Source organism: Curtobacterium sp. NPDC090223 (assembly GCF_044746585.1).
Classification (GTDB): Bacteria; Actinomycetota; Actinomycetes; order Actinomycetales; family Microbacteriaceae; genus Curtobacterium.
Genome location: NZ_JBIVCN010000006.1, coordinates 169,684 through 188,298, shown reverse-complemented (window position 1 = coordinate 188,298; position 18,615 = coordinate 169,684). Strand labels below are relative to the sequence as shown.

The 18,615-nt window shown below is 67.5% G+C and carries 22 protein-coding genes; 11 read left to right on the top strand and 11 right to left on the bottom strand.

The genetic code is table 11. The features are described 5' to 3' along the window. Positions 1-68: 68 nt before the first annotated feature. From ACIPJY_RS15900 to ACIPJY_RS15885, 4 genes are all read left to right on the top strand, one after another. Entirely contained in the window at positions 69-551 is a 483-nt protein-coding gene (locus tag ACIPJY_RS15900) for a GNAT family N-acetyltransferase (protein ID WP_400465641.1), read from the top strand. A 37-nt stretch (positions 552-588) separates the two neighbouring features. Beyond that, positions 589-933, top strand: a complete 345-nt coding sequence (locus ACIPJY_RS15895) for a hypothetical protein (protein WP_400465639.1) — start codon at positions 589-591, stop codon at positions 931-933. Positions 934-937: 4 nt separating this feature from the next. Further along, positions 938-1,393, top strand: a complete 456-nt coding sequence (locus ACIPJY_RS15890; RefSeq protein WP_400465636.1) for a GNAT family N-acetyltransferase — start codon at positions 938-940, stop codon at positions 1,391-1,393. An 80-nt stretch (positions 1,394-1,473) separates the two neighbouring features. Continuing rightward, positions 1,474-1,677: a hypothetical protein gene (locus ACIPJY_RS15885; protein WP_400465634.1), complete on the top strand. Its 204-nt coding sequence runs from the start codon at positions 1,474-1,476 to the stop codon at positions 1,675-1,677. 28 nt (positions 1,678-1,705) lie between these two features. Here the strand turns inward: ACIPJY_RS15885 and ACIPJY_RS15880 are convergent, their stop codons facing one another. Further along, positions 1,706-2,893 (bottom strand): MalY/PatB family protein, encoded by a 1,188-nt coding sequence (locus ACIPJY_RS15880; RefSeq protein ID WP_400465631.1) that lies wholly within the window; start codon positions 2,891-2,893, stop codon positions 1,706-1,708. A 110-nt stretch (positions 2,894-3,003) separates the two neighbouring features. On the opposite strand from ACIPJY_RS15880, the gene ACIPJY_RS15875 reads away from it, so the two are divergent. After that, entirely contained in the window at positions 3,004-3,783 is a 780-nt protein-coding gene (locus ACIPJY_RS15875) for an isocitrate lyase/phosphoenolpyruvate mutase family protein (protein WP_400465628.1), read from the top strand. A gap of 173 nt (positions 3,784-3,956) precedes the next feature. Here ACIPJY_RS15875 and ACIPJY_RS15870 read toward each other — a convergent pair whose 3' ends face one another. Together ACIPJY_RS15870 and ACIPJY_RS15865 are read right to left on the bottom strand one after the other, a co-directional pair. Then, positions 3,957-5,825 (bottom strand): amidase family protein, encoded by a 1,869-nt coding sequence (locus ACIPJY_RS15870; RefSeq protein ID WP_400465625.1) that lies wholly within the window; start codon positions 5,823-5,825, stop codon positions 3,957-3,959. After that, positions 5,822-6,598, bottom strand: coding sequence for a hypothetical protein (locus ACIPJY_RS15865; RefSeq protein WP_400465623.1), 777 nt, complete (start codon positions 6,596-6,598; stop codon positions 5,822-5,824). Before ACIPJY_RS15865 ends, ACIPJY_RS15870 begins: the two co-directional genes overlap by 4 nt. Before the next feature lie 155 nt (positions 6,599-6,753). Here ACIPJY_RS15865 and ACIPJY_RS15860 point away from each other — a divergent pair, with 155 nt between their 5' ends. Both ACIPJY_RS15860 and ACIPJY_RS15855 read left to right on the top strand, forming a co-directional pair. Then, on the top strand, positions 6,754-7,371 hold the full coding sequence (locus tag ACIPJY_RS15860; protein WP_400465620.1) for an HD domain-containing protein: 618 nt from the start codon (positions 6,754-6,756) through the stop codon (positions 7,369-7,371). Positions 7,372-7,611: 240 nt separating this feature from the next. Next, positions 7,612-7,899, top strand: coding sequence for a hypothetical protein (locus ACIPJY_RS15855; protein WP_400465617.1), 288 nt, complete (start codon positions 7,612-7,614; stop codon positions 7,897-7,899). A gap of 155 nt (positions 7,900-8,054) precedes the next feature. Here ACIPJY_RS15855 and ACIPJY_RS15850 read toward each other — a convergent pair whose 3' ends face one another. Both ACIPJY_RS15850 and ACIPJY_RS15845 read right to left on the bottom strand, forming a co-directional pair. Further along, positions 8,055-8,384, bottom strand: a complete 330-nt coding sequence (locus tag ACIPJY_RS15850; protein WP_400468232.1) for a hypothetical protein — start codon at positions 8,382-8,384, stop codon at positions 8,055-8,057. Between the two features lie 236 nt (positions 8,385-8,620). Next, the gene (locus ACIPJY_RS15845) at positions 8,621-8,887 is read right to left on the bottom strand and encodes a helix-turn-helix transcriptional regulator (RefSeq protein ID WP_400465612.1); all 267 of its coding nucleotides are present in this window, start codon (positions 8,885-8,887) and stop codon (positions 8,621-8,623) included. Between the two features lie 66 nt (positions 8,888-8,953). On the opposite strand from ACIPJY_RS15845, the gene map reads away from it, so the two are divergent. After that, the gene (gene map / locus ACIPJY_RS15840; RefSeq protein WP_400465609.1) at positions 8,954-9,724 is read left to right on the top strand and encodes a type I methionyl aminopeptidase; all 771 of its coding nucleotides are present in this window, start codon (positions 8,954-8,956) and stop codon (positions 9,722-9,724) included. Between the two features lie 3 nt (positions 9,725-9,727). On the opposite strand, the gene ACIPJY_RS15835 is transcribed toward map, so the two are convergent. Next, the gene (locus ACIPJY_RS15835; RefSeq protein ID WP_400465606.1) at positions 9,728-10,189 is read right to left on the bottom strand and encodes a phage tail protein; all 462 of its coding nucleotides are present in this window, start codon (positions 10,187-10,189) and stop codon (positions 9,728-9,730) included. A gap of 33 nt (positions 10,190-10,222) precedes the next feature. On the opposite strand from ACIPJY_RS15835, the gene ACIPJY_RS15830 reads away from it, so the two are divergent. Both ACIPJY_RS15830 and ACIPJY_RS15825 read left to right on the top strand, forming a co-directional pair. Further along, complete coding sequence (locus tag ACIPJY_RS15830; RefSeq protein ID WP_400465603.1) at positions 10,223-10,933, top strand: hypothetical protein; 711 nt, start codon at positions 10,223-10,225, stop codon at positions 10,931-10,933. A 114-nt stretch (positions 10,934-11,047) separates the two neighbouring features. Then, a complete protein-coding gene (locus ACIPJY_RS15825; RefSeq protein WP_400465601.1) occupies positions 11,048-12,805 on the top strand; it encodes a hypothetical protein in 1,758 nt (585 codons plus the stop codon). 148 nt (positions 12,806-12,953) lie between these two features. Here ACIPJY_RS15825 and ACIPJY_RS15820 read toward each other — a convergent pair whose 3' ends face one another. Together ACIPJY_RS15820 and ACIPJY_RS15815 are read right to left on the bottom strand one after the other, a co-directional pair. After that, the gene (locus tag ACIPJY_RS15820; protein WP_400465598.1) at positions 12,954-13,319 is read right to left on the bottom strand and encodes a hypothetical protein; all 366 of its coding nucleotides are present in this window, start codon (positions 13,317-13,319) and stop codon (positions 12,954-12,956) included. Next, positions 13,312-14,061, bottom strand: coding sequence for a recombinase family protein (locus ACIPJY_RS15815; RefSeq protein ID WP_400465595.1), 750 nt, complete (start codon positions 14,059-14,061; stop codon positions 13,312-13,314). Before ACIPJY_RS15815 ends, ACIPJY_RS15820 begins: the two co-directional genes overlap by 8 nt. A gap of 196 nt (positions 14,062-14,257) precedes the next feature. Between ACIPJY_RS15815 and ACIPJY_RS15810 the strand changes: the two genes are divergently transcribed. After that, the gene (locus tag ACIPJY_RS15810; protein ID WP_400465593.1) at positions 14,258-15,535 is read left to right on the top strand and encodes a hypothetical protein; all 1,278 of its coding nucleotides are present in this window, start codon (positions 14,258-14,260) and stop codon (positions 15,533-15,535) included. A 72-nt stretch (positions 15,536-15,607) separates the two neighbouring features. On the opposite strand, the gene ACIPJY_RS15805 is transcribed toward ACIPJY_RS15810, so the two are convergent. From ACIPJY_RS15805 to ACIPJY_RS15795, 3 genes are all read right to left on the bottom strand, one after another. After that, positions 15,608-16,063 carry a hypothetical protein gene (locus tag ACIPJY_RS15805; RefSeq protein WP_400465590.1) on the bottom strand — a complete coding sequence of 152 codons (456 nt, stop codon included), beginning with the start codon at positions 16,061-16,063 and terminating at the stop codon, positions 15,608-15,610. A gap of 944 nt (positions 16,064-17,007) precedes the next feature. Next, the gene (locus ACIPJY_RS15800) at positions 17,008-17,307 is read right to left on the bottom strand and encodes a hypothetical protein (RefSeq protein WP_400465587.1); all 300 of its coding nucleotides are present in this window, start codon (positions 17,305-17,307) and stop codon (positions 17,008-17,010) included. Between the two features lie 615 nt (positions 17,308-17,922). After that, entirely contained in the window at positions 17,923-18,573 is a 651-nt protein-coding gene (locus ACIPJY_RS15795) for a hypothetical protein (RefSeq protein ID WP_400465585.1), read from the bottom strand. Between the last annotated feature and the right edge of the window lie 42 nt (positions 18,574-18,615).

Here is an 18,615-nt window from a genome sequence, read left to right as displayed (position 1 = left end):
GCACGCAGCCTATCGATGGTCGCGAACGAGTATTGGACGTGACTTCCTCGTCCGTCGAGGATGGGACCATGCCCGACACCGCATCCGTCACCATCAGCGACATGAGCTCGGCCGCCGACGCCGAGGCCTTCCGGACGCTCAACGAGGCCTGGATCTCGCGCTTCTTCACGCTCGAGGACGAGGACCGCAAGCTCCTCGGCGACCCCGTCGGCCAGATCGTCGAACCCGGTGGCGCGGTCTTCGTCGCCCGGATGGACGACGTCGTCGTGGGCTGCGTCGGCATCCTGCCCGTCGGGAACGGCGAGTACGAGCTCGTGAAGATGGCCGTGGCCGCTGACCACCAGGGTCACGGCACCGGGCGCCGGCTGATCCTGCACGCGATCGACCGTGCCCGCGCCGTCGGTGCGCGGCGCCTCGTGCTCGAGACGAACTCCGCCCTGGCGAGCGCGGTGCACCTGTACGAGACGACCGGCTTCCGGCACCTCGGCCCGGAGGAACGGCACGCCAGCCCGTACGTCCGCGCCGACGTCGCGATGGCGCTCGAGCTCTGACCGTCCCCCGACCGCGACGAGCCCGTACGCTGAGCGCATGGGGATCGTCGGGGTCGTGCTGTTCGCAGTCGCTGGGCTGGCACTGCTGAACGGCATGCCGCACTTCGTGGCGGGGTCGGCGGGGCTCGTGTTCCGCACACCGTTCGGGCGGTACTCGTCAGCCCGCACGAACGTGGTCTGGGGCATGGCGAACTTCGTCATCGCGATCGGCCTGCTCTTCGGGCGCACCGCCGTCGTCGGCCCGACCAGCGGCGACATCGTCTGGTTCGTCGTCGGGGCCCTCGTCTCGATCCTGCTGTTCGCGTTCCGGGCGGCCGACTTCTTCGACGACCGACCCGACCACCCCGCTGACGGATCGCGCGAGTCGGCCGACAGTGTCTGAGGACATGCGGATCACCGAACGCACCGACGCCCACCTGGACGCCCTCGTCGAGGTCCTCTGGCGCGTGCACGCCGACGGCTACCCGGCGACCTGGCCGGACGACCCGCGCGCGTGGCTCTCCCCCGAGGGGCTCCTCCGTGCCTGGGCCGCGATCGAGGACGGGCAGATCGTCGGCCACGTCGGCATCGCAGTCCCCGCCCCCGGGCGGATGCCGGAGGTCACGCGGCTGTTCGTGGACCCGTCGCACCGCGCCCGCGGACTCGCGGACGGGCTGCTCGACGCCGCCGAGCAGTGCGCACCGGGACCACACATCCGGCTCGACGTCACCGAGGAGACGCCGGCCGCCTGGCGGTTGTACGAGCGGCGGGGCTGGCGGCTCACCGGGACCGGGCTCGCGGACTGGTCGAAGCCCTCGGGCGAGACGCCGCTGCTGCGGTACTACGCCAAGCGCGTCGGCTGAACGCCGAGCACCGTCGACTGCACGCCGAGCGCCGTCGGCCGAACCCGGCCGGCCGGACGCCCGCTTGCTACGCTCGGCCCATGGCGACGCACGAGGTCCAGGCCGTCCGTGACAAGGGCATGTGGCAGGTGTTCATCGACGGGTTCCTCGTCACCGAGGTCGCACGGTGGGGCTCCGTCGGCTTCGTCGCCCGCGAATGGGTCGCGATGACCGAGGAAATGCCCTCCAGCGAGGTCCACCTGGCCATCCGCGTCGTCGGCCGGAACCAGTACATCGACGCCTGACGTCGCCCCGCCCAGGAGCGCGCGCGGGTCAGGCGACGTGCCAGACCACGGCCTCCTGCGCACTCGACGGGTACGCCGCCGCGATCCGCAGCACGGCCTCGCGCAGGGTGTCCGGAGAGCACGCCAGGTTGATCCGGGCGAACCCGCGGCCCTCGGTGCCGAAGGGCACGCCGGAGTTCAGCGCCACGAACGCGTGCTCGCGGAGCTGGACGGCGGGGTCGTCCCCGAGGCCGATGCCGCGGAAGTCGAGCCACGCCAGGTACCCGGCGCGCGGCCGTGAGTACACCACCCCGGGCAGGTGCTCGGCGAGGAGCTTCGCGAGCAGCCGGTCGTTCGCCACGATCCGGTCGATGACGTCGTCGAGCCAGCCGACGGCGAGCGAGAACGCCGCCAGGTTGGCGTGCAGCCCGAGGATGCTCGTCCGGCAGGCGACCTCTTCCCACAGGGTGTCGAGGAGCGCGGCGGTGCGGTCGTCCCCGGCGACGATGACGGAGCACTTCACGCCAGCGAGGTTCCAGCCCTTGCTCGCGGAGGTGACGCAGACGCTCCGGGCCCCTGCCTCCGCGGCGATCGACGCGAACGGGGTGAACTGCACGCCCGGGTGGGTCAGCGGTGCGTGGATCTCGTCGGAGACGACGAGCACGTCGTACTCCGCGGCGAGCGCTGCCAGCGCGAGGAGGTCGGCACGGTCGTGGACGAGCCCGATGGGGTTGTGCGGGTTGCAGAGCAGGAAGACGCGGACACCGGAGGCGAAGGCGCGCTCGAGGCCGTCGAGGTCGAGCCGGTAGACGCCCCAGCGCTCGGTGAGCGGGACCTCTTCCACCTGACATCGGGCCTCTTCGATGAGCTCGAAGAACGGCGGGTACACCGGCGGCGTGATCGCCACGCGGCCGCCGTCGGGCAGCGCGAGCCGCAGCGTCTCCACGATGCCGACGCTGACGTCGGTGGCCAGGTAGACGCGGGCAGGGTCCACGTCCCAGCCCCACCGGTCCCTGGCGAACGCAGCGAAGGCGGGCGCGAGCGGCCCCGGCCCGTCGAGGTACCCGAGGTCGGACTGCTGCACCCGCTCGACCAGCGCCTGCCGGATCTCCGGAGCGACCTCGTGGTCCATCTCGGCGACGAACAGGGGCAGCACGTCGGGCGCGTACCGCGTCCACTTGATGCTCGTCCGGACCCCGCGGAGCGTGCCGACCGGGTCCTCCTCGTCGCTCGCCATGTCCTCAGGATGCACCGACCAGGAGGCCCGGCGCGAGTCCGGATGTCATCGAACGTCGTCTTCGGGTGCGGCTGGGCCGGCGGCTGACGCCTCAGCCTACTGTCGGTCCCATGATCAGCAGCAGCACCGTCGACAAGGCGTCGACCCTGAAGTCCCTGCACGAAGCCCCCGAGATCCTCCGCGTCGTGAACGTGTGGGACGCCATCAGCGCGAAGACCGTCGCGGCCCTGCCGGAGACGCGTGCCATCGCGACGGCCGGGCACTCGATCGCCGCGTCCTACGGGTACGACGACGGCGGGATGCCCCTCGACCTGGCGCTCCAGGGCGCCCGCATCGTCGCCGAGGCCGTCGACCTGCCCGTGACGGCCGACCTCGACGACGGGTACGAGGACCCGGCCGAGACCATCCGCCGCGCCATCGGGTTCGGCGTCGTGGGCGCGAACGTGGAGGACCGCCTCCGCCCGTTCGACGAGGCCGTCGCACGCGTGGCCGCGATCACGAAGGCGGCCGAGCAGGAGGGCGTGGCGTTCCAGCTCAACGCCCGGACCGACGCCATCGCGAAGGGCGGCGACCGCCCGCTCGACGAGAGCATCGCGGACGCCATCGCCCGCGGGAAGGCGTTCCTCGACGCCGGTGCGCCCGTGGTCTTCGTGCCGGGTGCGATCCAGCGCGACGTGGTGGAGCGCCTCGTCGAGGGACTCGGCCGCGGGAAGCTCAGCGTCATCGGGCTGCCCGGTGCCCTGCCCGCGGCGGAGTACGAGGCACTCGGGGTCGCCCGCATCTCGTACGGTCCGCTCACGCAGCGCGTCGCGCTCCGGGCGCTCCGCGACCTGGCGACCGACCTGTACGGCGGCGGGGTCGTGCCGGAGGACACCCCCACGCTGAACTGATCACCCTGACGACGAGTGCGCATGGGCCCGCATGCGCACTCGTCGTTTCGGCGCGCACTCCGGCCGACAGCCGCAGGCCCGCAGCCTCCACCCGCCGGCCGCCGCGCGACCACCTGACGGACCGGAGGCTCGGTGCCAGCTGGCACCGAGCCTCCAGTCCGTCCTGGTGGGGACTACCCGAGCGGGCCGTACGCGGCCGGCGAGGTGCGCGCGTGCGTCGCCTGCTCGAAGGCGTAGCCGAGCCCGATCACGGTGCTCTCGTCGTACGAGCGGCCGAGGAACTCCAGGTTCACACCGGCCCCGGTGACCGTGTTGTCGGCCGCGGTGGCCTGTCCCATCGGGACGGTCACGGCCGGCATGCCGGTGTTCGGGCTGAGCCGCATGTTCGTCGACTGCGTGCCGTACGGCGTCCCCGACGGGTAGACGAGCGCGTCGAGGTCCTGCGCGTCCATCATCGACGTGACGACCTGCTTACCGGTGGCGAGCTGCGTGGTGTGCGACCCGGTCGGGCCCGCCCACGCCTGGTACTGCGCGTCGGTGATCTTGTCGCGTGCCTCGTAGGTCGACTTCCGGCTCGGCACGTACTCACCTGAGGCCAGGATGCCCGAGACGCTCCGCGCGGTCACGTCGGGTTCGAGGTGCTTCTGGATGTACTCGTCGAGGTCGTGCTTGAACTCGTTGGTCGACCCGCTGCCCTCGTTCAGCACGAGGTTGAAGTCCGGCGTGGTCGTGATCGGCACGACGGTCGCGCCGGCCGCGGTGAGCTTCGCGACGGACTCGGTGAAGAGCCGGAGCGTGGTGGCGTTCGTGCCGACCATCGACGTGACGTAGCCGATCCGGGCACCCTTGAGCGCCGTCGGGTCGAGCGCCGCCGTGTACGAGGTCGGGACCTTGCCGGTCTGCCCGGACGTGACCGGGTCGGCGGCGTCGACCCCGGTGACGGCGTCGAGGGCCACGGCGGCGTCGGTCACCGAGCGGGCGATGGGCCCGCCGGTGTCCTGCGACAGCGCGAGCGGGATGATGCCGTCACGGCTCGTCAGCCCGACCGTCGGGCGGATCCCGACGAGCTGGTTGTACGAGGACGGGACGCGGATCGAGCCGCCCGTGTCCGTGCCGAACCCGATGCCCGCCAGGTTCGCGGCGATCGCGGCACCCGTGCCACCGCTGGAGCCTCCCGCGGTCTTCGTCGTGTTGTACGGGCTGGCGACGAGCAGCGACGACCCGGCCGGCTGGTTCGAGGAGAACTCCGACACGAACCCGTACGCGAACTCGTCGAGGCTCGCCTTCGCCAGGATCACGGCACCGGCGTCGCGGAGGCCCGTGACCATCGCCGCGTCGGTGTCGGTCTGGTTGTCGTCCCAGCAGCCGCAGCCGCCGGTGGTCGGCATGTCCTTCGTGTCGTAGTTGTCCTTGAGCGCGATCGGCACGCCGAGGAGCATGCTCGTCATCCCGTGCTTGGCGCGCTCGGTGTCCGCGGTCTTCGCGGCCGCCAGCGCCTCCGTGTTCGTCGTGATGATCGAGTTGAGCGGGCGACCGCCGTCCTGCACGGTGGTGCGGTCGTAGGCGGCGATGCGGTCCAGGTAGTCCTGGGTGATCGCGACCGAGGTCGTGACGCCCGCGTTCATCGCGGCCTGCATGTCGAGGGTCGACGCCTCGACGAGCTGGAACGGACCGTCGTCGTAGATCATCCGCTGCGACAGGGCGGCCACGTCGGCGACCGTGATGGTGCCGTCCGCGTCGGTGTCCGTCGCGGCGACGCCGGACCAGTTCGGGTCGGTGCTGGTGACGCCGAGGTACTTCGTGAGCACCGTGAGGTCGGCCGTCGTGACCTGGTCGTCCCCGGTCAGGTCGAGTTGCGTGTAGTACGGCGCGAGCATCGCCGCCGCGCTGGCGTCCACGGTCGCCGGGGCCGCCTGGGCGGTCATCGACGGGATCGCGGCCAGCGTGGTGCCGGCGAGGGCGATGAGGGCGGCGCCGGCTGCCGTCGTGCGCCGACGCCGACGGGTGGACTGACGGTTCGGGTTCTGGTTCACGGCGTTCACTTGGCGGCTCCGTTCCGGCGGGCGCGGGCACGGGCGACGAGCACGCCGCCACCGGCCAGCAGGAGGGCGAGACTGGCGGCGATCCACGGTGCGACGTCCGCACCGGTCCAGGCCAGGGCGCCTGCGGCGGGACGGGAGGCCGTGCTCACGGCGTCGACGTCGGTCGCGGAGCCGTCGGTGCCGGTCGGGTCGCCGCCGGTCCCGGCTCCGGGGGTGGCCGGGTCGGTCGGGTCGGTGGTGGGGCCGCCCGTGGGAGCCGTCGTCGGCGCCGCGGCGATCGTGACGGTCGTCGTGTCGGGGGCGTCGAGCGTGGTCGCCGCCCCGTCCGCGTCGAGGAGCGTGACACTGCTGATCGCGAGCTCGGTCACCCCGGGGCTCGTGGCGGTCAGCACGATCGAGCTGGCGAGGTCGCCGCTGATCGCGGGCGAGGTGCCGAGGCGCGTGTGCACGATCGTCAGCGCGTCGCCGTCCTGCGTGACGCTGTCGTAGCCGCCGTCCGGGCCGGAGACGCTGTCGTCCCGGTACTCGAGGGCGTCGGCGTCCACGTCGAGCGTGATCTCGTAGGCGTAGACGTCGGTCGCGGCGGGGATCGTCAGGTCGACGTCGAGGTCGTCCCCGACCGTCGTGGTCGCCGGCGCCTCGATGGTCGCGGTGGTCGCGGTGGGGGCCGCCTGGGCAGGGCCGGCCGTCATGACGACGAGGCCGAGCGCCCCGGTCGCGACGGCGGTCGCGGTGACGAGCGCCCGTGGGCCACGTCGTGTTCGGTGCTGCATCCGTGCAGGTCCTTCTGGGTTCGGGTGGTGCGCGGGGAGTGTGACCTTGCTGAGCACGTGCTCAGTTCCCGAACCGTAACGACGCGCTGTTTCGCGGATCGACCGGTTCGGTTTCGGGCGCGTTACGCGCTTGCCGGGGCCGTTAGGGTCGGCTCATGGGTCCCGATCTCGACGCGCTGCTCACGCCCCCGTCCCCGGTCGCCGCACGCGCGCTCGAGGTCGTTCGCGCCTGGTCGACACCGGCGCTGGTGAACCACTGCCTGCGCTCGTGGGCATGGGCGTCGTTGCTCGCGACCGCGGAGTCGCTCGAGCCCGACCGCGAGCTGCTCTTCGTCGCGACGATGCTGCACGACCTCGGCGTCACGCCGTCCTTCGACGCCCACGCCGTCGCGTTCGAGGACGCCGGCGGCGCCGTCGGGAGCGTGTTCGCCCTGGGTGCCGGTTGGCCCGCCGACCGTGCTCGCCGCGTCGGCGAGGTCGTCGAGCGGCACATGTGGACCGAGGTCGATCCCGCGCTCGACCTCGAGGGGCACCTGCTCGAGGTCGCGACCTCCCTCGACGTCTCGGGGGCCGGGTTCCCACGCTGGTCCGCCGCTGATCTCCGTGCCGTGACGGCGGCCGTCCCACGGCTCGACCTCTCCGAGTCGTTCCACGCCCTCGTCCACGAGCAAGCAACGCGGAAGCCCACGACAGCCGCGGCCCGACTCGACGGTTCCGGCAACGTGCTCGCCGGCGGCGATCGCTGGATGGACTTCCTGCGGGACGTCGTGTAGAGTCTTCCTTTGGTGCATTGCAGCGAACCCATCTGACTCGCGCACACCGAACCGTCTCGAAGCCGACTCACCCGAGTCGCATTCCCACGAGACCACCGCTCCGCCGCACGTCCGTTCACCGGGCCAGGCCGAGCAGCACGTCGAATGCCGGCGTGCACGTGCCCACCACACGCGACCGATGCGACTCAGTCGTCCGTCGGACCGCAGCGTGGGCCGCCAGAAGACGAGAAGGCAACAACCATGACCAGCAACGAACGCATCACCATCCTCGGGACCGCCACCGCGGCTCCCGTCATCTCCCCCGACCGCATCGCGGAGTTCCCCGTGCGCGACGCCGGCACCCAGCGCGAGTACCTCGTGCGCGTGCCCGTCGACGTCCTCGACCTCTTCGTCACCCCCGGCACCCGTGTCGAGGTCGACGGCGAGGCCGGCTGGACCGTCCCGGGGCGCCCGTGGCTCGGCGAGTCGAGCCGCACCCTGCTGCAGGCGGCGACCATCCGTCGCTCGGAGCTCGCGCTCGCGGCCTGAGCCGGCGCGCCTGGCGCCTGGCGCCCCGCGCCTGTCGTCTGGCGTCTGGCGCCCGATCTGCCACGAGACGCCGCTGAACACACGAAACGCCGCCGATTCCGGCGGCGTTTCGTCGTTCGTGGGGCGTCTCGACGCGGGCGAGGCGCCGCCGGAGTTCACGGTCCGTCGGCTCCTTCGAACGGAGTCCGACCGTCGGCGTTGATCGGGCGGTCAGGGCCCGCCGTCGCTGCCGCGTCTCGGAGCCTGCGGATGAACGCCTGGTCCTCCAGGTCGAGCTCGTCCTCGGGTGCCGGGGTCAGCACGAGTTCGCTCGCGGGTCCGACCAGCACCGTGGTCGTCTCGATCGCGCCGTCCGCTCCGACCGTGGGCACGTGGACCGTGTCCGTGCGCCCGTTCGCTCCGAGTACCGCCGCGTAGTCAGCGAGCGCTTCAGCGATGAGGTCGCCGGTCATGATCACGCTGCCGTCGTAGTTGATGTACTTCACGTTCCACCTCCCCACGTGACGGTATGCACGCCGGTTCCGAGCACGCTCGGTGGATGCGTTCGGTGGATGAGGGGGCGCGTGCGGGTGGGTGCGGGAGGGTGCGGCGTGCGGGTGGGTGCGGCGTGCGGGAGGGTCTGCGACGAAAGCGACACGACGCGGGCGAAAGCGCAGCGCGGACGTGTACGCGCTGTCGCATCCCCCGGCGTCAGAGGCGCATCCGCAGTCGTCGAACCTCCTCAGGAGGCGAGTGCGGAGCGCGACACTGCGCTGATCTCGACCCAGACCTCGTCGAGGGAGAGCCCGAGGACGTCCGCGATGGCGGCGATCGTCGGGAACGCCGGCGTCGCCACCCGACCCGTCTCGATCTTCCGCAGCGTCTCGGGCGAGACCCCGGCGTCGATCGCGACCTGGAGCATCGACCGCTCGCCACGGGCACGACGCAGCAGCGCACCGAGGCGCTGACCACGTTCGACGTCAGCGGGTGTGAGGGGCAGGCGGACCATGGAACCGATACTAGTACCGGTATAGTCTGACCGGGATAGTTGTCGGCACCACGAACGGACACCCGCATGATCGAGATCTTCACCCCGGACGAACTCCCCCGCGCGCGAGCCGTCGGCGCCCTGGTCGGCCGGATCCTGCACGCGCTGCAGCGCCGCACCACGGTCGGCACGAACCTGCTCGACATCGACCGGTGGGCGAAGGCGATGATCCTCGAGGCCGGCGCCGAGTCCTGCTACGTGGACTACGCGCCGTCGTTCGGCCGCGGGCCCTTCGGCCACTTCATCTGCACGTCCGTCAACGACGCGGTCCTGCACGGACTCCCCCGCGACCAGGTGCTCCACGACGGTGACCTCCTGACGCTCGACCTGGCCGTCTCCCTCGACGGGGTGGTCGCGGACTCGGCCGTCAGCTTCGTCGTCGGCGCGACAGCCGCGCCGGCGGACCTCGCGATGATCGAGGCGACGGAGCGCGCCCTCGCCGCCGGGATCGCCGCCGCTGTGCCCGGCGCGAAGATCGGCGACCTGTCGTCGGCGATCGGGTCCGTGCTGCACGACGCGGGGTACCCGATCAACCTGGAGTTCGGCGGCCACGGCGTCGGGTCCACCATGCACGGCGACCCGCACATCGCGAACGACGGACGGCCCGGCCGTGGCTACACGCTCCGCCCCGGGCTCCTGCTCGCACTCGAGCCGTGGGTGATGGCGGACACGGACGAGCTCGTCACGGACGACGACGGCTGGACCCTGCGGAGCGCGACGGGCGCCCGGACCGCCCACAGCGAGCACACGATCGCGATCACCGAGGACGGCGCAGAGGTGCTGACGCTGCGCGGCTGAGGCTCAGTAGGTGCCCTTGACGACGAAGTAGGAGCCGCGGATCTCCCCGGCGAGCTTCGAGCGCTGCCGGGCGAACTTGAACGCCGACAACTCCTCGGGCACGTCCATGCCCATCGCGAGCTTGAACCCCACAGCGCGCTTGCCGCCGTCCTCGATCGCGTACATCACGTTGATCGCCAGGCCGGACTCGTAGAACACGTACGCCATCCGGAGGCCGCCGACCTCGAACGCCGAGACCTCGAGCGCCGGGGAGGCGATCACGATGCCACGTTCGTCCAGCAGGACCTTCGCGACGTACGCGAGGACCTCGGGTGCCTCGGCCGCGCTGCTCGTGACGAACACGTGGTCGTACTTGTTCTTGTAGTACCGAGCCTCGTTCGCGCGAAGGCCTGCGAGGGCGTCCGCGACCGGGGACGATTCGAGTCCGGTGGTGGAGACGTCGACGAAGTCGACCGTGTACCTCATGGAGGAACCGTACCGCGGCGTAGCGTCGCGGTCATGAGGGTGGACGACGGACAGATCGGACGGAACCTGCGCCGGCTGCGCGAACGACTGACCGACTCGGACGCTGCCGATCTGGCGCTGCGGATGCGACTGCGCGGCTGGGCCTGGACCGAGGACGACGTCGATGCGGTCGAGAACGGCGACCGCCCCCTCCTGCACGCCGAAGCCGTCGACGTGATGCGAGCGTTCGGGTTCTCCGAGGCCTTCATCAGCATGCCGACGGATGCCGAGTCCGAGGCGGAGATCGCCGATCAACAACTCCGGCGCGCTGAAGGGGACCTCCGCGAGGCCGTCGACGAGTGGCTCGACGACGCCTCCCGGTACGCGGGGATCGACGAACCCGCGCCGACGACGATCGACACCGTCCTCGCTTCCGGACGCGCGGCGTTCGCGGACCCGGGAGTCGTGCTCGGCGAACCGGACGCCGATGACCGGACGACGACGTTCGCCGACTGGGCCGGACTCGAGGTCCGTCCGCCGCACCCGCTCGACCTGATCGAGGCCGGACAGACGTGGTTGCCGGAACAGGTCAGGATCCAGCTCGACCACGACCTGCGACAGTCGTCACACCGGCTCCGGTACGCGACACTGCGCTGGCTGCGGGCCGAGGCGGGTCGGGCGCCGCACTGGCCCGACGAGCCGCGGGGATCGCTGGAGCAGGTCGTCGCCCAGATCCGTCAGGTCAGGGCGACGCCGGGGACCTAGTTGTTGAAGCGGAACTCAGCACATGTCATGTTCTCCATCCTAGATCGCACTGCTGGCGCGGATGTGCAACGATTGACACGGGTTGGTTGACACAGACGACGCAGGAGCGACGAGATGGGTAAGGGCATCCCGATCCGGGGGACGCAGGCAACGATCTACGAGCCGGTGGGCCGTTTTAAGTATTGGCGAATCGTGTATGTGGATCGGGTCACTGGCAAGCGTAGAACGACCAGTGGGGGCAGCACCCGGGAACTGGCCGAGAGCAAGGCCCGGGAGATGTCGGGTGAGTTTGTTGCGGGTTGGCGTCCCGGCGATTATGTACCCACCGTCACGGAGGCAGTGGAGAGCTGGCTTGCATCGAATCAATCCCGATGGTCAAGCCGAACCTACGATCAATACTACTACTTCGGTAAGAAGCTCATCGATCGATTCGGCGGCAGACCAGTAACCCATGTCGGACCTGCTGACATTGCCACCGTCGATGTGGTCAGCCAGAGCAGAGGCCAGCAGGAGAAAGCCCGTTCGCTGGTGCGTGGCATCTTCAATCACGCTGGCCCAATCACGAAGGAGCAGGCGGACCGACTGGCTCAGGGCATTCGGATTTCTGGCACGGCGGCGGGCAAGCGCAACCCGCTTGTGCCGACCAACGACATACCGAGTTCCGAGCTCGTCGCCGCCTTCATCGTCACGGCGAGCCACACTCTCCAAACCGGCCCCTTGAATGAGTGGGATGAGCTGCGGCGGAATCTCGACCACCCCAACCAGCGGTACGGCTCCATGCCGTTCCACCCGGGCTTGGGATTGACTGGGCCGATGATGACGAGCTTCCTCGACGGGCTGCCGGGGGAAGTGACTGAAAAGCACCGGAGGGGTATCCCCCAGCACTACAAGGACCCAGAAGCACGACGCGGGGTCGAGACGAAGGAGCTTGCAAGCCGCTACCGACAGATCGCCCTCGCTACTGCGATGGGCGCGGGCGGGGGTCTGCGTATCGGTGAGGTCCTCGCTCTCCGAGTTCGCCATGTGGTGACAGCCGCTCAGTGGAGCTTCGCCGGGACGCACGACTGGCGGCTCGGCGCGATGATGGAGAAGGCCCGCACCGACCCGCAGCAAATGCCCTTCGCCTTCGACGGCACGATCGATGTCAGCGAGCAGGCGAGTCAGGCGAGCAAGGGGAAGATCTGGGTCACGGGGACAAAGGGCCGGAAGAAAAGTCGAACGGTGCATCTTCCGGCGTTCCTACCCAACTGGAACGGCTTCGGCAATGGGACGCATCGAGCACAGGTCGCGGCAGTCATGGAGCGTTTCGAGGACCCGCAGCATAAGCTCTGGTCGGCAACGGAGGACGAATCGCTCACGCTCTGGAGCCATGGCTTCACGCCCTTGAACTGGTTGCTCTGGGAACGGCTCCGGGAGCTGTGGCAGCATCCCGCGATTGCCCATCTCGACGCAGGACCGCGAACCTCTGAGTTCAGAGATCTACTGTTGTTTCCAACTCGTAACCAGGCGAGGAAGAGCCGGGGTGGTCTGCCGTCCGTGCTCACCGATCCCGGCTGGAGGAAGCCGACTCGGATCGTCCCCGGCGCGGGTACCTACCAGTCGCAGAGCAACTACGCCAAGCTCGTCAATCCGCTCTACGACTGGGTGGCCGAGCAGTTTCTGGAGTACCCCGAGCACCGAACCAACTCGACTCAGCGGAACGGCTGGACCCACCATGGCCTCCGTCACTACGCGGTTTCGTCAAGGATCAAGGCCGGCGTACCGCTGCCGCTAATCGCGGACGAGATGGGTCACCACGATTCGTCCTTCACCCTGGAGCGTTACGGCCACCTGGTGGACGACGGCGTAGGAGCCGGCGGTTTCGAGTTCTGATCCCGTAGCTGCCCGCCTCAGCCCATGGATACCGAGGCGATGAGCATGTTCCACGGATCGCTGTCTGCGTGCGAGAGGGCAGGTTACGGACGGCAAGAACGGGAAGAAGGGCCGAGGCGGCTTGCCCCGACCCTTCTCGCCTCGATAGTCAGTTCTTCGAGTAGTAGCGCGCCCGGGCTTCCGCCAGATCGTCGGTCGTCCGATACCCCTCGTGAGTCGCGGCATAGGCTCGGCGTCGATCGATGCCCAGCTCCTCAGCAATCTGGCGAATCGACTCGCCGTCAGCCCGCCTCCTCAGCAGCTCGGTGAGTTGTTCCCTGGAGAGGACCGGAGCCGTGCCCACGGGTGGGTGACGCTCCCACTCGTCCCTTGTTCGGTACCCGTCTCGGAGCGCTCGGCTGAGCGTTGCGGAGGCAACGCCGTACTCCTTAGCCAGCTCGGCCTTGCTCGAACCTGTGGCAACCCGGTCCCGCAGGGAGCGGACCTCATCAGTGGTGAACCTGGGCTTACTCATGGTCGGCCCCCTTCGCGCCGGAGCGCCGTCCTTCGAGTGCCTGCTTCGACCTAGCGATCTTCACCATGTTCTCCCGCGCTCGCCTGTTGTGTTCCTCGGTGTCCTCCAGCGTCAGGCCGTAGGTGCCCTTGATGACCTTCTGGACCGTGGTCGTGCTGATCGGCATAAGCTTGTCGTGCTTTTTGCTGTAGACCTTGACCTCGGCGGCAATCTCGCGAATGGTCATCTTGGCCTCACGGAGTAGCAGGATGTAGTTCACGAGGCTCCGGGACAGCTTCGGCGGGGTACCGAGCTTGACCTCGTTGGCCTTCAGGTAGTTGAGCGTCTTCTTCGTACGCCGCTTGATTTCGACCCGCTCGTTCTGATCGGTCACAGCCCGGAAAGACAGGTTCATGTTCTGGCTGAAGTCGTCGAGGTCATCGTAGATTCGATTATCCTCAAGCACCTGCACTTCCGCCCCGTCCTCGATGAGCTTTCCGACTGCGTATTGCACCTCGTAGCTCTTGCGGCCAAGCCTCGATTGGGAGACAACCACAACCCGGTCACCTTTCTCGATACCTGCCCGGAGCCGCTGCCAATCGGAGTCGAGACTCTTCTTGCTGCCACTAATGTTCACCGCCCCTGAGAGCTGATCGATGTACAACTCGACGCAGCCGGCCCTTTCCAGCTCCTCTCGCTGAGTCTCCAGCGTGTTCTCCTGGTCATCGGTTGAAGCCCGGATGTACCCCTTCACTTTCGGCATAGTGCCCTCCTGATTCGATTCTTGGTGCCACAACTTGGTGCCACACGAGGACATATCGAAGCGGAGGGTTTCGCTTGTGGCAATAAACGGTCATCGATCTTGTGGCAACAAACGCTCGTTAGTTGCCACACTCTCCGATGTCGGTGCTCGCGGATAGGCTGACCGTCAGTACAAGACGAATCCGGAGGTACGGCCCTTGAAGTCATCCAGCAGCAGTGACGACCCGAGTCCCGCTGCGCTCGACCTCCTCCAACAGATTCGTAGACGATTCCTGGATTCACGCGAGTTCAACGGGCTGCACCTTCACGGCGCAGTGGTCGACGAGGCGCGAAGCCCTGCGATCGAGCTGGTGCGAGCCGGGCTGGTCCAGGTCGTGACCGGAGCGGACTACATGAACATCCACATCCGGCCGTGGCCGTCGAGGCGCTCGCAGGACGATCAGGAACAGGACCTCGAGTCTCTGACAGCAGACGACTACGGCGTCTGCCTGTACCCGACCGTCGAGGGGATGAAAGGCGTCAGGCTGCCCAGTCGTCTGACTGGCCGTCCCTACGCCCGCGCCATGGCGCGGGGCAAAGGCACCCTGGAGCTGGCCTACTTCGAGTTCGCCGTGCTTGAGCAGTACCGCAACGACGGGCGGTTCCGATTCGACTTCGGAGACGCCGGGGCGAGCATGGGACTCACCGACGAAGCCTTCGACGGCGACGATGTTTTCGAGAGAGACCATGTGGGGTTGAGCCACATCGGTTTCGCCTACGATCTCTCGGGCTACGACTCCAGCGACCCCGGCTCGCCCATTGAGCGGCGGGTTGCTGTGTTCTACTGCGACCTGATCACACTCACCCCGGAGCACCAGCGACGGTGGGAGACCTACCAGGTGCCCGACGGCGGTCTGGAACCGCACCCAATCTGGTGGGGGTCGCAGATGGGCAGATGGCCGGACGCGGTCGGACCCTTCGCCCACCTGTTCATCGAGCTACAGAATCTCAATCAGCTGACCGAGCTGGCCTTCGGTGAGCAGATGTTCCGGATTGAGGAGCGTCCTGCCGACTTCGGTTGGTTGCTCCGGCCATCGCAGAGGGAGTGGGATGAGTTCGTCCTTCAGCTCGACAAGTTGCTGTCGGAGAACCTGAGCGGCTCGTTCCTCGATCGCGTCGGTGCCCCCACGACAGACGACCGCAATCAGCGGATCGGGAGTCTGAACCGGTTCCAGAGCTTCATGCTCGACCACGGAGTCAGTGCGGCTGACGCGAGGAAGGTTCTTGCGCCGCTGCGGGATGTCCGGCAGGCACGCCAGAAGCCTGCCCACGCGCTCCGCTCTAACCTGAACGACCACAGCTTCATCCACAAGCAGATCAACCTCTTGCAGGAGACCATCGGTGCCCTCACCGGGATTCGAGGGTGGCTGTCCACCCACCCCGCCTGCTCTGAGTGGAAGAACGGCTACGCCGACCTAGGCAGCTACCCGCTCTGACTCTCCGGGCAGCAGCAAAGGGCCACGGTCCGAACTAGGATCGTGGCCCCGGCCGTGGTGTCACATACCTACTCACCGCATGGAGATTCGGCCTCGGTCGAAGTCGTCCCCGGTCATGATCTTTGTGCCACCGGCCAGGTACTCCAGCTCGGCAGGAGCCAGCCGGAAGTTGCCATCGACTCGGACACCCACATCCGAGGCAGCGTCCCGGTTCCAGCTTCGAGCCACAAAGCCGTCGCTGTTGGTGAGCACGAAGCTTGAAGCCGTCCGCTCTTCCACTCTCCAGCCGGAACCGACCACGATCTTGCTGATGGTGCCGGGGTAGGTGTAGCGCAGCCTGACGACACCCACCCCGACTGCCTGATCAGCTCCGGTGGGCCAGACACGCAGCGTCCTGGTCTGGCCCCTCCAGTTGTCCGCCGCCTTCATCTCCGCTGCCTCTGCCGGCCGTGCCTCGTTGACGACGACAACGCTCGTACCTACGGTCAGCGCCGCGACGATTGCCATTGCTGTTGTGACTCGATTCATCGGAAGCTCCCTCTCTTGATGAGCAAGGAGATATCGAGGCGGCAAAGCTGAGGAGGTGTGCGACGCAACAACAGAGAAGAAGTCGGAGGTCGAAGGAAGGTTGGTGAGAAGAGTCATTTCATTCAAGAACCCCGCCGAATGATCTCATCATTGAAGTCATTCCACTGCGGAGGCGTAGTATCGCCGACCACCAACCTGTCGACACCCAGCCTGAGCTGGCCCCGAATCCTCCGAGCCACCTGGATCGGTTTCCATTCCACCGAAAAGTCGTCTTCGCCGTTCCAGTTTCCCAGTCCGGACTTGCTCACTACTACGCTAATGAGCTTTCCAAGTGTGAGGAGCGGACAGGTGACCTTCATCTCGTGGCAGTCGTCTCTGCCAACACACCGCTTGCTCCTCGGCATCCTCCGATCGGTTCCGTTCCCGTATCAAGGGGTCTGTACTTCGAAGGGGGATACCGCCCTGGCGACTGCCGCCCGCGGAGACTAACCCGGTCCGACTCTGTTTACGAGCCGACCAGCTGGTGCCTACTTTCAGGGATGCCCCCGAGCGACAGCTTCAGCTCCGAGAGGAGCAACGCCGTTGGGTGGGCATATCAAAAGCTTAGGGGCGCAAGACGAAAGCCCCGGAGCGGTTGGTGCTCCGGGGCTTTCTTTGCGTAGGAGACTACTATATCAACAGGTGGGTCCCTTCTTGCCGCCCGTTGTGGCTGCCCGTCTAAGGCGCGAGGTATTCCTGCCCGTTGGGATGCTCGTCCGAGGGCTGCTTCCGCCTTAGGACGGTGGATCTGACGAGTCGGCGATGTCCTTCAGAGTCTGGACGGTGGTCGTCTCGGGAGGAGCCAGTGGTGGTGTCGTGTCGCATCACCGCTGACTGTTGAGCAGGCAAAGAAGTAGGGCGGCAACGATTCGGTGCCGCCCCGTCCTCCTACTCGTGCTTCAATCTCATGGGGTGAGCCGGAGGAAGCCGGGTGCGTATGTACTCCCGGCCAGGTCGATGATGTTGATCTTCTGGGCTACTGATTTGCCCGCCTTGGTGACATTGCCGTTCTTGCCGAAGAGGTCGTTGCCGAAGAAGATGAAGATAGCGGCGAGCACGGCGATGGCGGCGAAGGACAGGAAGGCGGCGAGCTGCCGCTTCAGGGCCAGGATGATGGCAACGGCAGCGATGATGAGCACGAAGGCTGGGCCGATCCAGCTGTTGACGACGAAATCAACCAGGTTGCTCAGGGCGAGTAGGTGCATGGGGTACCTCCGGTGTAGGCCCGAGTGGGCTGGAGGTATATCGATCGTGACCGGCAGCGCAGTTGCGTTCTCGCCCGGCACCGACGCTGCCCGTCTAAGACGCCGAGACTCGCAGGCTGTCGGGATGTGCGCCTGAGCGCTCCACGCGCCTTAGACGGCAGGATCTGGCGAGTCCATACCATCTGTGAGCCAGCGGAGGGCCGCGGCTTCCTTCGCGGCGAGGCACAGCTCGTAGCCGGGCACCGCAACCGGCTTCGGCTTCGGCTTCGTCGAGCGAGGGCTAACCGTAGGTGCGGCGTTCGCCCATGCGGGCATCTTCCTGTAGCGCTCGGCGGCAAGTTCGGCAGTGCGGCGGCGTGCGCCTTCTCGCTGTGTCTGATCCATGGCGATCCTCCTCTGTCTCGGCAACTATCGGAGCGCAGCGGTGGTGTCACACAACCACAGGCAGGAATCGCTACCTGCCCGCCTCAGCCCGTCTCTCCTCTTGGACGCATCGTTGCTGCACCTGGCGCCCAAAACGCCTGAGAACAGCTCCTAGCGACAGTGGATGGCGAGTCCACACGAAGGAAGCCCCGGAGCGATGTGCTCCGGGGCTTCCTAGTGCTTTCGAGAGGATCAGCCGAGGACGATCTGCGAGTGAGCGGCGAACTTGGCGTCGATGATCGAGTACCAGCCAGCGTCGCCGGTCACGATCTTCGTGCTCTCAGGATCGGAAAGGAGCTTGCCGTCAACCTTCACCGTGTAGCTGTGATCCCGGATCACTCCTTCAGCCGAATACGCACCCTTGGAACCTTCGACGGTGAGCTTCTCGCCGGTCGCGTCATCGGTCACAGAGATGCCCGTCGCGGGCTGTTGCTTGCAGTCACGATCGAGCGTGTAGAAGACCAGCCCCGGAGTCGTGTAAGGGCTAGTCCAGTACTCGTCATACGGCTTGGTGCTGTAGCCCTTGTCTGCGTTGGCCTGCCTGTACCCGCCGAAGGTGTTCTTCGCTACACGGCACTGCACAGCAGCAACGGGCGGTGTGGTTGGCTCGGTCACCGGTTCAGCTCCTGAGCCGCAATCCTTCCAGCCCGCCTGCCCCTTGAACTTAGACTCATCGCTGACTGCCTTCACGCAGAACTTCCCATCGCTCGTGAGCGCATCGGTGCTCGTACTGCTGAGCAGTGGTGTGACACTCAGAGCGAGTGCGAGCGCGGCCCCGATGATGCCGAGCTTGATCCAGCGGCTGTCCTGGGGAGCGGGATTGGTGTCGTTCTTCTTGAACATGATCTGCCTCCTGTTGTTGCGATCGACAGCCACATATCAAAA